Origin of the sequence: Paraperlucidibaca baekdonensis (assembly GCF_003387535.1) — a bacterium.
GTDB classification, from domain to species: domain Bacteria; phylum Pseudomonadota; class Gammaproteobacteria; order Pseudomonadales; family Moraxellaceae; genus Perlucidibaca; species Perlucidibaca baekdonensis.
Window position 1 is genome coordinate 396347 of the sequence record NZ_QUNR01000001.1, and the last position, 13870, is coordinate 410216.

14 protein-coding genes are annotated in these 13870 nt (G+C 58.3%); 13 read left to right on the forward strand and 1 reads right to left on the reverse strand.

Annotated elements, in window-relative coordinates; genetic code table 11:
* Nucleotides 1-4 precede the first annotated feature (4 nt).
* The 10 genes from pyrE to DFR26_RS01925 all read left to right on the forward strand — a co-directional run bounded on the left by pyrE (nt 5) and on the right by DFR26_RS01925 (nt 10601).
* Nucleotides 5-652 (forward strand): orotate phosphoribosyltransferase, encoded by a 648-nt coding sequence (gene pyrE, locus DFR26_RS01880; RefSeq protein WP_116207240.1) that lies wholly within the window; start codon nt 5-7, stop codon nt 650-652.
* Between the two features lie 39 nt (nt 653-691).
* Nucleotides 692-1660: a glutathione synthase gene (gene gshB / locus DFR26_RS01885; protein ID WP_116207241.1), complete on the forward strand. Its 969-nt coding sequence runs from the start codon at nt 692-694 to the stop codon at nt 1658-1660.
* Complete coding sequence (locus tag DFR26_RS01890) at nt 1657-2517, forward strand: energy transducer TonB (RefSeq protein WP_116207242.1); 861 nt, start codon at nt 1657-1659, stop codon at nt 2515-2517. The genes gshB and DFR26_RS01890 overlap by 4 nt, the downstream gene beginning before the upstream one ends.
* A gap of 71 nt (nt 2518-2588) precedes the next feature.
* Nucleotides 2589-3158, forward strand: a complete 570-nt coding sequence (locus DFR26_RS01895) for a YqgE/AlgH family protein (RefSeq protein WP_116207243.1) — start codon at nt 2589-2591, stop codon at nt 3156-3158.
* Entirely contained in the window at nt 3151-3633 is a 483-nt protein-coding gene (ruvX, locus tag DFR26_RS01900; RefSeq protein WP_245952987.1) for a Holliday junction resolvase RuvX, read from the forward strand. The genes DFR26_RS01895 and ruvX overlap by 8 nt, the downstream gene beginning before the upstream one ends.
* The gene (locus tag DFR26_RS01905; RefSeq protein ID WP_116207244.1) at nt 3630-4013 is read left to right on the forward strand and encodes a hypothetical protein; all 384 of its coding nucleotides are present in this window, start codon (nt 3630-3632) and stop codon (nt 4011-4013) included. The genes ruvX and DFR26_RS01905 overlap by 4 nt, the downstream gene beginning before the upstream one ends.
* 105 nt (nt 4014-4118) lie before the next feature.
* Complete coding sequence (locus DFR26_RS01910) at nt 4119-5120, forward strand: aspartate carbamoyltransferase catalytic subunit (protein WP_116207626.1); 1002 nt, start codon at nt 4119-4121, stop codon at nt 5118-5120.
* Entirely contained in the window at nt 5117-6355 is a 1239-nt protein-coding gene (locus DFR26_RS01915; RefSeq protein ID WP_116207245.1) for a dihydroorotase, read from the forward strand. Before DFR26_RS01910 ends, DFR26_RS01915 begins: the two co-directional genes overlap by 4 nt.
* Before the next feature lie 80 nt (nt 6356-6435).
* On the forward strand, nt 6436-8274 hold the full coding sequence (locus tag DFR26_RS01920) for an alkaline phosphatase D family protein (RefSeq protein ID WP_116207246.1): 1839 nt from the start codon (nt 6436-6438) through the stop codon (nt 8272-8274).
* A 5-nt stretch (nt 8275-8279) separates the two neighbouring features.
* Complete coding sequence (locus tag DFR26_RS01925; RefSeq protein ID WP_116207247.1) at nt 8280-10601, forward strand: metallophosphoesterase; 2322 nt, start codon at nt 8280-8282, stop codon at nt 10599-10601.
* Here DFR26_RS01925 and DFR26_RS01930 read toward each other — a convergent pair.
* Complete coding sequence (locus DFR26_RS01930) at nt 10584-11684, reverse strand: type IV pilus twitching motility protein PilT (RefSeq protein ID WP_116207248.1); 1101 nt, start codon at nt 11682-11684, stop codon at nt 10584-10586. The genes DFR26_RS01925 and DFR26_RS01930 overlap by 18 nt on opposite strands.
* Nucleotides 11685-11742: 58 nt before the next feature.
* Here DFR26_RS01930 and DFR26_RS01935 point away from each other — a divergent pair, with 58 nt between their 5' ends.
* The 3 genes from DFR26_RS01935 to DFR26_RS01945 are packed head-to-tail and all read left to right on the forward strand — an operon-like array spanning nt 11743 to nt 13869.
* The gene (locus tag DFR26_RS01935) at nt 11743-12453 is read left to right on the forward strand and encodes a YggS family pyridoxal phosphate-dependent enzyme (protein ID WP_116207249.1); all 711 of its coding nucleotides are present in this window, start codon (nt 11743-11745) and stop codon (nt 12451-12453) included.
* 13 nt (nt 12454-12466) lie between these two features.
* On the forward strand, nt 12467-13288 hold the full coding sequence (gene proC / locus DFR26_RS01940) for a pyrroline-5-carboxylate reductase (RefSeq protein ID WP_116207250.1): 822 nt from the start codon (nt 12467-12469) through the stop codon (nt 13286-13288).
* Between the two features lie 2 nt (nt 13289-13290).
* Nucleotides 13291-13869 carry a YggT family protein gene (locus DFR26_RS01945; protein ID WP_116207251.1) on the forward strand — a complete coding sequence of 193 codons (579 nt, stop codon included), beginning with the start codon at nt 13291-13293 and terminating at the stop codon, nt 13867-13869.
* Nucleotide 13870 lies beyond the last annotated feature (1 nt).

Consider the following 13870-nt stretch of genomic DNA (forward strand, 5'->3'; position numbering starts at 1 on the left):
GGTCATGCGCGAGTATCAACGCGAGTTTATTGAGTTTGCCCTCAGCCAAGGTGTGCTGCGTTTTGGCAGCTTCACGCTGAAATCGGGCCGGCAATCCCCATATTTCTTCAATGCCGGGCTGTTTAATACCGGCAAGCGCCTGGCCGCGCTCGGGCAGTTTTACGCCGCCGCCATCATCGATCATCAGCTCGATGGCGATGTGCTGTTTGGCCCGGCCTATAAAGGCATTCCCATTGCTTCGGCCACCGCGGTGCAGCTCTCCGAGCATTTTGGCCGCGATATGCCGTGGTGCTTCAACCGCAAAGAAGCCAAAGATCACGGCGAAGGTGGCCTGATTGTCGGCTCGCCGCTGGCCGGCCGGGTGCTCATCATCGATGACGTGATTACGGCCGGCACCGCCATTCGCGAGGTCATGCAGCTGGTGCAAGATGCGCGCGCGCAAGCGGTTGGCGTGCTGGTTGCGGTTGATCGCCAAGAGCGTGGCAAGGGCATGCTCTCGGCCATTCAAGAGGTGGAGCGCGACTTTGATATTCCGGTGGTGTCGATTATTCGGTTTGAGCAGCTCATTACGTATATTGAGCAAACGGGGCAGCACGCCGAGCATCTCGATGCCATGCGCGCTTATCGCGATCAATTCGGGGTGGTGGCGTAAGCGCCGCTGCACTCAGCACCCCCAATTTAGGAGTTCCGCATGAAGTTGGCCGTAATGATGGACCCGATCGCTCAGGTCACCTACAAAAAAGACTCAACGCTGGCCATGCTCTGGGCGGCGGCCAAGCGCGGCCACGAGCTTTGGTATATCGAGCCCGATGGCCTGTCATTGCGCGCTGGCGAGACTTGGGCGCGCATGGCGCCATTGCAGGTGTTTGAAGACCCCGCGCGTTGGTTTGAGCTCGGCGAATGGATCGAGCAGCCACTCAGCCGCCTCGATGCGCTATTGATGCGTAAAGACCCGCCATTCGATATGAACTTTATCTACGCCACGTATTTGCTCGAGCGCGCCGAGCAGGCCGGCGTGGTGGTGATCAACAAGCCGCAAGCCTTGCGTGATTGCAACGAAAAGCTCTTTGCCACAGCCTTTGCCGAATGCATGGTGCCGACCATTGTGAGTTCGCGCTCGCCGGAGCTGCGCGCGTTTATTGCCGCCGAAAAAGATGTGATTGTGAAGCCGCTCGATGGCATGGGCGGCGCCGGTATTTTTCGCCTCAGCGCTGGCGGCGCCAACATTGGCTCGACGCTGGAGATGCTTACCGACATGGGGCAGCGCCCGATCATGGCGCAGCGCTATATTCCCGAGATTAGCGATGGCGATAAGCGTGTGCTGATGATCGACGGCGAGCCCGTGCCCTATGTGCTCGCGCGCATTCCGCAAGGCGATGAAATTCGCGGCAACTTGGCCGCTGGCGGGCGCGGTGAAGCGCGACCCATCAATGACCATGAGCTGCGCATCGCCAAGCGCGCGGGTCCTGAGCTACGCCGCCGCGGCTTGCTGTTTGTCGGGCTCGATGTCATTGGCGAATACCTCACCGAGGTCAATGTCACCAGCCCCACCTGTATTCGTGAGATCGATGCCGCCTATGGCTTTGGCATCGCCGACAAGCTCATTGCCGCTGTTGAAGTGCGCGTGCAGCAACAGCAGTTGGCGCGCTGCGGCCTATGAGTACAGCGGTCGTCACGCCAGCCGATCGGCTCACCTTCACGCTGGTGTTGGCGCTGCTGCTGCATGCGCTGTTGCTGTTTGGCATTCGTTTTGTGCCGCCAGCGGCGCAGGCGGCAACGTCGTTAGAGGTCACCTTGGTGCCCGCCGAAAGCGCGCAGGCGCCGGCGGAAGCAGACTTTATTGCGCAGGCTAATCAGCAAGGCAGCGGCACGCTGACCGAGGCGCGCCTATTGAGTACGCGCGAGCTCACGCCCTTGCCCGGTGAGGCCGATGCGCAGCGCAAAAAGGCTGAGCAAATGGCCGAGCTGCAAACGCCTGAAGCGCTGATTGTTAGTAGCATCGTGTCGCCTGAAAAGACCTCGCCGCCGCCGAAAGAGCGGCCCACGCCGACCATCGAAAAGCCACGTGCGGCCCCCGAGGACGCGCAAAGCCGTCGCGACAGTGAAATCGCCGCGCTCGAAGCGCGTTTGTCGGCCAGTCGCCAGGCCTATGCCAAACGCCCGCGCATTGAAACCATTACGGCGGTGAGCACTAAGGCCGATGCCTGGGCGGCGTATTTGGAGACATTTAGGCTGCGCATCGAGGCCGTGGGAAATGCCAATTATCCAGCGCAAGCACGCGCGCAGCAGCTCGAGGGCCAAGTGCGCTTGCTGGTGGCGATTTTGCCGAATGGCCGTGTGCAGCGTATAGATGTGCTGCAATCATCTGGCCGACGGGTGCTCGACCAAGCCGCGAAAGCCTCGGTGCGAGAGGCGCAGCCATTTGATGCGTTTCCGCTGGTGCAGCAGGGCCAGGTCGATGTCTTGCAGATCATTCGCACATGGCGCTTTTCCGGTGGCCTAAAAACCACGCAATAAACCGCTGCTAGCGTGTAAATGTCCGAGACTTGCCCCTTGTCAGCACGCGCGCGCGTCCCCATAGTGGCTATATGAAGCCAATCAGCGTTGACCTCACCAATCAGTTTTTAGTCGCCATGCCCGAGCTCGACGACAGCATGTTTGGCCGCGCCGTGGTGTATATTTTTCGCCACGATGAAGACGGTGCTGCCGGGCTTATCGTGAACCATCCGAGCGACGTGCAGTTTGCGCACCTGCTCAGCGAAATTCGCTTGCCGGCGTTGAAGCCTTTGGCGCGCCCAGAGCAGCCGGTGCTGGTCGGCGGCCCGGTGCATCCGGAGCTCGGCTTTGTGCTGCATCGCGGCCATGGCCCATGGACCTCCACGCTGCACAGCAGTGACTCAATCGCGGTGACGCATTCGCGCGATGTCCTCGACGCCATCTCGCAAGGCCACGGTCCCAGCGATTATTTGGTGTCATTGGGCTATGCCGGTTGGCAGCCGGGTCAGCTTGAAGAGGAAATTGCCGATAACCAATGGCTGACCTCGCAGGCATCGACCGATGTGCTGTTTGAGCTGCCCTATGAGGCGCGCTGGGAAGCCGCGATCAATGCCCTCGGGCTCGATTGGCGACTGCTCTCGCACGATGTCGGTCATGCCTGAGCCCGTGTTGCCAGATGGCTCGATGCAGGCATTCGAGAAGCCATTGCCTGAACGCGTGTTGGCGTTTGATTTTGGCACCAAGCGCATTGGCGTGGCGGGCGGCTTGGCGTTGACCGGCACGGGTTCGCCACAAACCCCTATACCTGCGCGCGATGGCATCCCCGACTGGGTAGCACTGGATGCGCTGATAAATAGCTGGTGCCCGACTGCGCTACTCGTTGGCAACCCCTTAAACATGGATGGCACGGCCTCGGAAATTGGCCATCGCGCCTTAAAATTTGCGCGGCGTTTGGCGGCACGTTACCCGGCGCTGCCGGTGTATCGCCAAGATGAGCGGCTGACCACGCGCGCCGCCCGCGAGACCTTGACCGATGTGCGCGCGCAGCGCGGCGGCCGGCTGCCATCGCTCGACTCCACAGCGGCCTGCTTAATTGCTGAATCGTGGCTACAAGCCCCTAACTGGCAGCGCCTATGAAGGTTTTTATTGAGCAGCATGAGTTAGTCATTAAGCCCGGTGGTCTTCGCGCTGAGACGCGTGTACCGCGCGCCGACATTACGCGCTGGGATATGCTCTATGAGGTCACGGGCCGACGTTATTTGGCCTTTCATTTGGGCGATAAAACCGCCTATGCGCAGCTGCCACGACTCAGCCCAGAAGCGCGCGAGACCGTGAGCGCCGAGCTCACCGCGCTGCTCGGTGCATCGCCGGATATCAGCCTGCTCGATAGCGAGCGCGACAATGAGCATTGGCTGAAAGTCTGGGAGTTTGTGAAGTGGGTGGGGCGCTATTTGCGCCTGTTTATTAATCCGCTGCGACCGCCGACGCCACCGCCGAAGCGCCCACCACGGCAGTAGCCGTGAGTTCGGTGCTTATCACCCGCTGATACCCACTTGGGCGCAAGCCGTGTGCGCGCTACAATGCGCCACGCCTTGGCCACCGCCACTTCGGGAATCGCGCTTATGCATCAGTCTCATGCTCATCAAGCCAGCCGCTTACAGCTCAATTCGCAAGGCGATTTAAAGCATTTTCTCAGTACCGAAGGGCTCTCACGCGAGATACTCACGGCCATTTTGGACCGCGCTGATAGCTTTCTCGATGGTCACGGCGGCATCCGCAACGAGCCAGTGCTTGCTGGTCGCACGGTCATGAACCTATTTTTTGAGGCCTCCACGCGCACCCGCACCACCTTTGAGGTCGCCGCCAAGCGCCTCAGCGCCGATGTGCTCAATATCGATATCTCGAAAAGCTCGACCAGCAAGGGCGAGACGCTGCGCGATATGCTCTGGAACTTAGAGGCCATGACCGCCGATATCTTCGTGGTGCGCCATGGGCTCTCCGGCGCCGCGCACTTCATTGCCAGCCAAGTCACGCCGCGCATTGCCGTGATTAACGCTGGCGATGGCCGTCACGCACATCCCACACAAGCCATGCTCGATATGCTCACCATCCGCCGCCATGCCGGCGATTTTACCGGCCTCACGGTGGCCATTATTGGTGATATTCGTCACTCGCGGGTGGCGCGCTCGGAGATCCATGCGCTGCAAACCTTGGGCGCTCGCGAAATCCGCGTGATTGGCCCGCGCACCTTGCTGCCGCGTGATTTTGAGGAGCTCGGCGTGCAGGTGTTTGAAGATTTAAGCGCCGGCCTGAAAGATGTCGATGTGGCGATTGCGCTGCGCATCCAAAATGAGCGCATGGAGTCGGCGTTATTGCCCGGCAGTAGCGAGTTTTACAGCCTCTATGGCCTCACGCGCGAGCGCCTGAAGGTCGCCAAGCCGAATGTGCTGGTGATGCATCCGGGGCCGATCAATCGCGGCGTGGAGATCGAGTCGGAACTCGCCGATGGTCCGCAGTCGCTGATTTTGAAGCAAGTCAATTATGGCATCGCGGTGCGCATGGCGGTGCTGGCGATGTCGGTGGCCGGCCAAGATGCCGAGCGCGCACAGGGAGCCTCGACATGAGCGTTATTTATCGCGGCATTCGGGTGATTGATCCGGCACAGGGCATTGATACCGTGACCGATGCGCGCTTGCATGAGGGTCAGGCGGTGGCGCTCGGTGAGGCCTGCGTGGTTTCGGCTGGCGATGAGATTCTTGATGGCAAAGGCCTGTGGCTCACGCCAGCGTTTGTGGATCTGTGCGCGCGCTTGCGTGAGCCCGGTCCGAAACAGCACGGCACCATTGCTAGCGAAACGCGGGCAGCGCGCGCCGGTGGTTTTGGACATCTGGTGTTGCCGCCAGATACCAACCCGGTTATCGATCACGGCGCGCTCGCGGCACAGGTCATTGAAAAAGCTCAGGCGGCAGGGTTTGCCAAAGTCTATCCGCTCGGCGCCATGACGCGCGGTCTGGAAGGCAAGGCGCTGGCCGGCATGGGTGGCCTGAAAGCCGCCGGCTGTGTGGGCGTGAGTCAGGCGCGCAAGCCATTGGCCAGTGTTGAGACACTGCTGCGTTGCTTGGAATACGCGAGCAGCATGGATATGACGGTATTTTTCTCGCCCGAGGAGGCCTCCTTAGCGCTCGGTAGTGCACACGATGGCTTCATGGCCTCGCGCATGGGCTTGCTGGGCATTCCCGATAGTGCCGAGACAGTGGCTTTGGCGACCACGTTGCTCTTAGTTGAGCAAACCGGCGTGCGTGCGCATATTGGTCAGCTTTCCTGTGCGGCGTCGGTCGAGCTCATTCGCATCGCCAAGGCTAAGGGCTTGCCGGTCACCGCCGATGTCTCTATGCATCAATTGCATCTGACTGAGATGGCCATTGATGGCTTCAATGCCATGGCCCATGTGCGCCCGCCATTGCGCCGCGAAAGCGACCGTTTGGCGCTGATCGCCGGCGTGCGCGAGGGCGTGATTGATGCCATTTGCTCGGATCACCAGCCGCTCAATGCCTCGGCCAAGCTCGCACCGTTTGCCGAAGCCTTGCCCGGTATGTCAACGCTGGAGACGGTGCTGCCACTTGGCCTGCGCTTGGTGGCCAGCGGCGAGCTCGATGCATCACGCTTGATTGAGGCGCTGACCTGTGTACCGGCGCGTATTATTGCGCAGCCGATTGGTAGCCTGCTGCACGCCGGCGGTGCGATGGTCATTGACCCATCGGTGAGCTGGCAGGTTGGCGATGCGCATTGGCAGTCTGTGGGCCGCAACAGTTTGTTTGCCGGGCAAGCGCTGCTCGGGCGTGTGATCGCTAGCGCCTGATGTTCTGCCGCCGCGAGGCGGTGACTTCAAACTGTCATTTAGTCTGATTAGGCTTTGCTTTCATTTTTTGGAGGCAGAGCATGCATCGTCGAGATTTTATTAGTCGTACGGTTGTCATCGGTGCAACGCTGTCGAGCCTAGTTGCTTGCGGCGGCTCGTCTGGAAGTACCACAGGTGCTCAAGCACTGCGTTTAACTGCTGCTGAAGTAGACACATTAACTGCTGGCGAGCGTGCTTTTGAGCATGGTGTGGCAAGCGGTGATCCTACAGCCGACAGTCTTATCGTTTGGACTGCGGTCAGCCCTGCCAGTAGCGCCATTGACTGGGTGCCTGTTTCGCTCGAATACATTACCTCGTCACAGAGTCTTAGCGAGTCGGCAGTGGTGCAAGCCTTTAGTGAGGATCGCGGAGTGCAGCGTTTGGGCGCATTCCTAGCACATCGTGTGCGTGATTTCACCGTGAAAGTCGATTTGGGCAATGTCTCTGAATATGCCGATGCCAGCTTCTCGCAAGGGCGCATGCAGGCTTTACCGCCTGGGCATTATATTTACTATCGCTTTGTGGCGGGTAGCCAGGTATCGCGTATTGGTCGCGGTCGTACCATGGCAGTGGCGCCAGTGGCGCAGGCGCGTTTTGCGGTAGCGAGTTGCGCGAATCTGCCCGCCGGTTTTTTCAGTGTTTATGAGTTGATTAACCAGCAAGACGACTTGGATTTTGTCGTGCATCTGGGGGATTACTTATATGAATACGGGGAAGGCGAGTATGGCGATGGCAGTGCTTTTCAGCGTAACGGAGTAGCGCGTACGCCTGAGCCGGCAACTGAAATGATTGCCGAGCAAGATTATGTGCAACGTCACGCTCAATACAAACGCGATCCTGAGCTGCAAAAGTTACATAGCTTATTTGCCATGATTGCTGTTTGGGATGATCACGAAATCACCAATGATAGTTATCGTGACGGCGCAGAAAATCACACGGAAGGCGAAGAGGGCGATTACCAGGTGCGTAAGGGGCATGCCATTCGGGCGTATTTCAACTGGATGCCGTTGCGTGAGCAGTTTGAACGTATGCCAGAAAGCCTGCGGCCGGATCCTCGCGAGGTAATTTATCGACGCCTACGCGTGGGTGATCTGCTAGATATCATCATGCTTGATACGCGAATTATTGGCCGCGATAAGCAGCCAGAGACGCCCGCGATAGATCCCTCACGTTTCGATGCCAATCGCTCATTATTGGGCGATGATCAGCGCCAATGGCTGCAATTACAGTTATTGGAAGCTAAAAATCAAGGCGCGCACTGGACCTTTCTAGGGCAGCAAGTCATGTTTGGTCAGCTTAATCTTGTTGAATTGCCGCAGTTACAGGTGTTGGGTCAACAAGCGCTGGGTAATTTGGTCTCTGTCAACATGGATCAATGGGATGGCTATGTAGCGGAGCGCAACAATTTACGCAACTTCATTCGTGCCATAGGCCTTGATAATCTCGTGGTGCTCACGGGTGATATTCACACCAGCTGGGCTATGGAGCTTTATGAAAACCCGGCATTGCTTATTGGCGGCGGCCTTGAGCAGCCGTTTGGCGTGGAGCTAGTAACGCCGTCGGTTACCTCGCCAGGCTTTCCAGATGGGGTTGCCGAAGTCGTTAGTCTTGCTGTGCCCTTGGCGAATCCACACATCCGCTACAATGAATTGAAGTCAAAGGGTTTTGTGTTGGTTGATGTGACGCCTGAGCGACTAGTTGCCGATTGGCGCTACGTACAAAGCATTACCGATGAGGCCTTGATTGGTGTTGAAGACTTAGCGAAACGAAAACGCTTTCAAGTACTGTCGGGTACCAATCGTCTTATTTCAGCCACTGAGGGCCCACTCCCCGTGGCTCCCTCGCGTCATTTACCTGCTGTTGTGGAGATTGCCTCGTGAAAATAATGATTCAATCGGCTTTGCTTGTTGGCGTTATAGGTATAAGTGCATGCGGTGGTTCCTCAAGTAATGGCGGCGCACAACTAGCAGGTCCGGGAACCAGTCAGCCCGATATCAATAACCCCGATACGACGCCGGTTGTTCGTCCAGCAACGGTCGATGCCAACCGCGTGCGCTTTTTGGTGGTCGGCGATGCCGGCTCAGGGACTGATGCGCAACTAGCGGTTGGTGCCGCCATGGCCGATGTTTGCGAGGCTAAAGGTCGCGCCACGGGTCGCACCGGTCTGACGCGTGCCGAGGCTATCCGCCAAGGTTGTCAGTTCGTTTTAGGTCTGGGCGATAATATTTATGAGGAAGGTACGCGTTCGGTCAGCGACCCACAGTTTTTCGATAAGTTTGAGCGTGCCTACTTAGGGTTTCCGGCGGATTTACCATTTTTTATGGTGTCTGGTAACCACGATAACAGCGCCTTTTTTGGTGGCGATGGTGCCGGCAATGCGCGTGGCGAAAACCAAGTTGACTATACCTATGCGCCCATTGATACGACGGGCACCGACGCATCGAATCCACGAAAAACAGCACGCTGGCAAATGCCCTCGCGCTATTACAAGTTTTCCGCCGGTGGTACGCCTGCTAAACCATTGCTTGAGTTTTTTGCCATCGATTCCAATCAGGTGGCCGGTGGTTTTCCGGATGCGTCACCAGAATATAGCTATAGCACCTATGGTCTACGTCAACTCAATTGGCTGAAGCAAGGCATGGCGACGAGCCAGGCACGGATGAAGTTTGCCTTTGCGCATCATCCCTACTTATCAAATGGTGAGCATGGTAATGCCGGTAACTATGATGACTTGATTGCCGCTGAGGCTGGGCAATCCACGGCAAACCCTTTGGCGCCGTCGCTTCAGGCGTTGTTGCTGCCGGTGTTAGCGGCTCAGCGTTACAAGGACTTTTTGGAAGAGGCTATCTGCGATAAAGCCGATGTTTACTTCAACGGCCATGATCATGATTTGCAGTGGTTAGCTAGCGTACCCAGCTGCGGGAAAACGGAATTTATTGTATCGGGTGCGGGCGGTAAGCAGCGCGCTGTTGGCGATGAAGACCGTAACTTGGCCCGATTGCAACGCTATGATCAATATGGATTTTTTTGGGTTGAAGTGCGCGTCGCCTCAAACGACGCTCGCCCTCTATTGACGGCAGAAATGTACGAGGTCGTAGATGGTGAGGGCGATCGTCAAGCGGATATCGTCACTATCGATGGCGCGCCCGACAAAACCATTAATTACCGTTTCAGTCGCGTCCAAGACGAGACTACGTCTGATGCATTGCAAGCCTATCTTGTAAGCAATAATGACAGTGCGAATACACTCACCGCACGTGATGCAGTAGGGCTGCAATCGACCAATGCATTTAGCGGGCTGCCCGCCAATAACTGCCAAGCCACGGTATTACCGGCATTTGATTTACCCTCATCACCAATGGTCGACGACGCAATGCCCGCCGCCCGTCGGGCGAATGTGATGCCAGCTGCCGGCCCTTTGGATCCGCTTCAGCAAGCACTCAATGTAGGGCTGTCTCCGCGTATAGCAGCGAGTAGTTCGCCGCAGAATATGCTGAATGCATTCAGCCGTATTACTCAAACCAGCTTAGATATTGCTGATGTCATATTAGTTGCTAGTACCGATTCGGCTCGTCAGCCTCAGTCTGCAGCGGCACTGCAAGAAGCTGCTGGGCGTGATGTGTTGAGTCGTATGCAGGTATTAGGTGACGAGCTTGGCCAAGCATTTGCTACGTCAGAGGCTCTACCAAGTGCCTTCCGTGACATGCCGATCGCCACTCAGCAGTATCGTCATGCAGTGACTAGCAATCGTGCGATGGATGCCTGTCAGCGCCAAGATTTATCGGCAGTGGTTGCACCGTTAGTGATGCTCTCACGCAGCTTAGTGGCTGCAGCCGAGGCGGCTGAGCAAGCCGCTGGGGATACGCCTGTAGCCAGTGGACTGGCGCGCTTGGCGGCTAATGCACTAAATGATACGACTGCGTTGATCAGTGCCTTAGGTACTGTGCAATCAAGCGCCATCAATGATGCCGCCGTAGGGGCCGTGAATCGCTTATTGCGTAATGTGGTTGTTGGTGTTTTACCGCTCGATCAAGCACCAGCCGAGATTGCCGACAATGCGACATTACCGGGTGACGCCTTAAGCGCTGCTGTGCTGGCAGCCACGCGTGAGGTGACATTCCGAGTCGATCAGCTATTAGCGCCTGTGCTCTCGCCGATCCAGCAACTGCTTAGTACGGTACTTGTATCATTAGGCTTGGCGCAGTGAGCGCTTGGCCTGCGCCATGGTTTGCATGCCCAGCGCCGCTTGCGTTTGCATGATGTGCTCAATGTCGCCGAGCCGGTGTTCACGAATTAAGTGACGCACCGCCGGCGTGGCAATCAGCACTTCGCGACAGACCAGAGCGCGCGGTTTCTCGATGTGGTCGGCGTGAGTCATTGGCACGGACCAGACCAGCTCTTGTGCCATCACCGCTTGCAGGCTATCGGCGAGCTGCGCCTGTGCTAGCGTGCGCTCATCGGCGGGAAATAAACTCAGCAATCTATCGATAGCGCCCACGGCGCTGGCGGTGTGCAGCGTGGCCATCACCAAATGCCCGGTTTCAGCAGCCATCAGTGCTAAGCGGGCGGTGTCACGGTCGCGTAGCTCACCGATGAGCAGTACATCGGGGTCTTGGCGCAAGGCTGCGCGCAGGCCATCGGCAAAACTTGTGCAGTCGCGTCCGATCTCACGTTGATTAACCAAGCCCAGCTCGGGGCTGTTGGCGTGCACAAACTCGATGGGATCTTCGAGGCTGATGACATGGCCGCGGCGCTGCGCGCGCCAATGACCGAGCCAAGCCGCCAAGGTGCTGGATTTTCCCGAGCCGGTGGCGCCGGTAACCAATAGCAGGCCATGCGCGGCGAGCACTAAATCGGCCTGTGTAGGGCTTAGTTGCACATCGGCTAGGCTCGGGATGCGCTCACTGATCAGCCGCATGACCAGCAGCCATCCGCCTTGATGCGCGGCTAGGCTGGCGCGCGCACGACCCAGTTGTGGGTGCGTGAGGCTGGCCTCGGCGCCGGTAAAGCGAGGATGCGCCGCGATGGTCTCGCTAGCACTCGCTGCCTCCGGCTCATCGTGGTCGCTGCCGACTGGTGCAAATAATGCCAGCACCTCTGGCCAAGGCGCAGCGGGACAAGCCGGGAGCGAGTCGAGGCAGCCCAGCTCGCCATGCACGCGCAGGCGCACGGGCTCATGACTGACCAAATGCACATCGGCGGCACCGGCTTCTTTGGCCGCGGCCCAGGCGGCATAGAGCCACGGCGGGCCTTGGGCGTTTTCTCGGGGCTCGGCAATTCGCTCGGCCATTGGCAACTCCGCGATGACTGGGCGACAATATCGTCACTCTCATTACCGAGTTAGGCTCATGAATTCAGCAGATGCTAGCTCGTCAGAGCAATTAATTTCGCGCTGGCAACAGGTGCGTGATGAGATCGCGCAAGCCAGTGAGCAGGCCGGCCGCGCGCCCGACGCTGTGCAGCTCTTGGCCGTCAGCAAATTGCATTCGGCGGATGCGATTGCGGCCCTAAACGCGCACGGTCAGCGCGACTTTGGCGAAAACTATGTGCAAGAAGCCTTGGAGAAAATGCAGGCGCTTGCTGGCCGCGACATCGTCTGGCATCTCATTGGCCCGCTGCAAAGTAATAAAACCAGCGAAGTTGCCGCGCATTTTGACTGGGTGCATAGCGTTGACCGGCTGAAAATTGCCCGTCGGCTCAATGATCAGCGCCCGGCCGAGTTAGCGCCGCTGAACATCTGCCTGCAAGTCAATATTGACGATGAAGCCAGCAAGTCCGGCTGCACGCTGGCTGAATTGCCGGCCTTGGTCGAGGCCGTGCTAGTCATGCCGCGCCTGCAGCTGCGCGGGCTCATGGTCATCCCCAAAGCTGGCGATACGCGCGCGTTTGCGACGCTGGCCAAGACACATGCCGCGATACTCGCTAGACTGCCGGCACTGAGCGGCTTTGATACGCTGTCGATGGGCATGAGTGCCGATGTCACCGAGGCGATTGCCGCTGGCAGCACCTGGGTGCGCGTTGGTAGCGCGATTTTCGGCGCACGCCCCACCACATCCTGAGTCGGAAACCCGCATGACAGATTTTCCCCGCATTGGATTTATTGGCGCCGGCAATATGGCCACGGCCTTGGTTGGCGGCCTGCTGGCGAAAGGCTGGCCCGCTAGTGCCTTGATGCTCACCGATGTCTCCGAGCAAGCGCTAAGCGTCCATGCCGCGCGTGGCTTGCGCACCGGCACCGATAACCGTGAGCTGGTCGCTAGCGTCGACATCGTGGTGCTGGCGGTGAAGCCGCAGGCCATGAAAGCCGTGACGCAAGCGCTCGCCGATTGCCCGCAACAGCCTTTATATATTTCCATCGCCGCAGGCATTCCCGCGCAATCATTGGCGCAATGGCTTGGCGGTGATGCCGCCGTGGTGCGCGCCATGCCCAACACCCCAGCCTTGGTGCAAACCGGTGCCACTGGCCTGTTTGCCAATGCCGCCGTCAGCCATGAGCAGCGCGTGCAAGCCGAGCAAGTATTGGGCGCGGTGGGCATTGCGTTGTGGGTCGATACTGAGACTAAAATCGATGCCGTCACCGCCGTCTCGGGCTCGGGCCCAGCGTATTTTTTCTACCTCATGGAAGCCATGATTGAGGCTGGCGTGAAGCTTGGCTTAGCGCGCCACGATGCGCGCGATCTGGCCTTACAGACCGCGCTGGGTGCGGCACAAATGGCCATCACCGCCGATGTAGCACCCGATGAACTGCGCCGCCGCGTCACCTCGCCAAAAGGCACCACCGAGCAGGCCGTGGCCGTGTTTGATGCCGCTGGCTTCGCAGATATTGTCGAGCAGGCCATGCGCGCATGTGCGGCGCGTGGCGTGAGTTTGGCTAACGAATTAACTGGAGCGTAGTAATGGATGCGATGAACCAAATTGGCCTGCTGCTGACCAACACCATTTTCAGCGTGTTGATTTTGCTGGTCTGGCTGCGCTTATTGCTGCAAATCGCTGGGGCTGATTTTTTTAATCCGGTGTCGCAATTTGTCGTGAAATCCACTTCGCCGCTGCTGCATCCGCTGCGCCGTATCATCCCCAGCGTGTTTGGTCTCGATACCGCGGCGCTGGTGCTGATCGTGATTTTGAAGCTGGTGCAACTCAGTGCCTTGGCGCATTTAAGTGGTCAAGCGGTAACACCGAGCCTGCTCTTTGTGACGTCGATTTTTAGCTTATTACTCGCGGCCACGGACTTTTTCTTTTGGATCATCCTCGGCATGGTGATCTTGAGCTGGGTGGCCATGGCCTCGGGCGGCATGAGTCCGGCGATGATGCCATTGATGCAAATTGCTGAGATTGTGCTGGGCCCTTGCCGGCGCTTAATGCCGAGCTTGGGCGGCTTGGACTTATCGCCGATCATCGCGTTTTTGGCCATTCAGATCATCGAGATTTTGCTGAAATCGGCCTATCCGCAAGCCATTGCGCTGCTGGCTGGCTAAT

What these genes read in the sequence shown, in the direction of transcription:
- pyrE (WP_116207240.1), top strand. Translation starts at nt 5, where the DNA reads ATGCGCGAGTATCAACGCGAGTTTATTGAGTTTGCCCTCAGCCAAGGT.
- gshB (WP_116207241.1), top strand. Translation starts at nt 692, where the DNA reads ATGAAGTTGGCCGTAATGATGGACCCGATCGCTCAGGTCACCTACAAA.
- DFR26_RS01890 (WP_116207242.1), top strand. Translation starts at nt 1,657, where the DNA reads ATGAGTACAGCGGTCGTCACGCCAGCCGATCGGCTCACCTTCACGCTG.
- DFR26_RS01895 (WP_116207243.1), top strand. Translation starts at nt 2,589, where the DNA reads ATGAAGCCAATCAGCGTTGACCTCACCAATCAGTTTTTAGTCGCCATG.
- ruvX (WP_245952987.1), top strand. Translation starts at nt 3,151, where the DNA reads ATGCCTGAGCCCGTGTTGCCAGATGGCTCGATGCAGGCATTCGAGAAG.
- DFR26_RS01905 (WP_116207244.1), top strand. Translation starts at nt 3,630, where the DNA reads ATGAAGGTTTTTATTGAGCAGCATGAGTTAGTCATTAAGCCCGGTGGT.
- DFR26_RS01910 (WP_116207626.1), top strand. Translation starts at nt 4,119, where the DNA reads ATGCATCAGTCTCATGCTCATCAAGCCAGCCGCTTACAGCTCAATTCG.
- DFR26_RS01915 (WP_116207245.1), top strand. Translation starts at nt 5,117, where the DNA reads ATGAGCGTTATTTATCGCGGCATTCGGGTGATTGATCCGGCACAGGGC.
- DFR26_RS01920 (WP_116207246.1), top strand. Translation starts at nt 6,436, where the DNA reads ATGCATCGTCGAGATTTTATTAGTCGTACGGTTGTCATCGGTGCAACG.
- DFR26_RS01925 (WP_116207247.1), top strand. Translation starts at nt 8,280, where the DNA reads ATGATTCAATCGGCTTTGCTTGTTGGCGTTATAGGTATAAGTGCATGC.
- DFR26_RS01930 (WP_116207248.1), bottom strand. Translation starts at nt 11,684, where the DNA reads ATGGCCGAGCGAATTGCCGAGCCCCGAGAAAACGCCCAAGGCCCGCCG.
- DFR26_RS01935 (WP_116207249.1), top strand. Translation starts at nt 11,743, where the DNA reads ATGAATTCAGCAGATGCTAGCTCGTCAGAGCAATTAATTTCGCGCTGG.
- proC (WP_116207250.1), top strand. Translation starts at nt 12,467, where the DNA reads ATGACAGATTTTCCCCGCATTGGATTTATTGGCGCCGGCAATATGGCC.
- DFR26_RS01945 (WP_116207251.1), top strand. Translation starts at nt 13,291, where the DNA reads ATGGATGCGATGAACCAAATTGGCCTGCTGCTGACCAACACCATTTTC.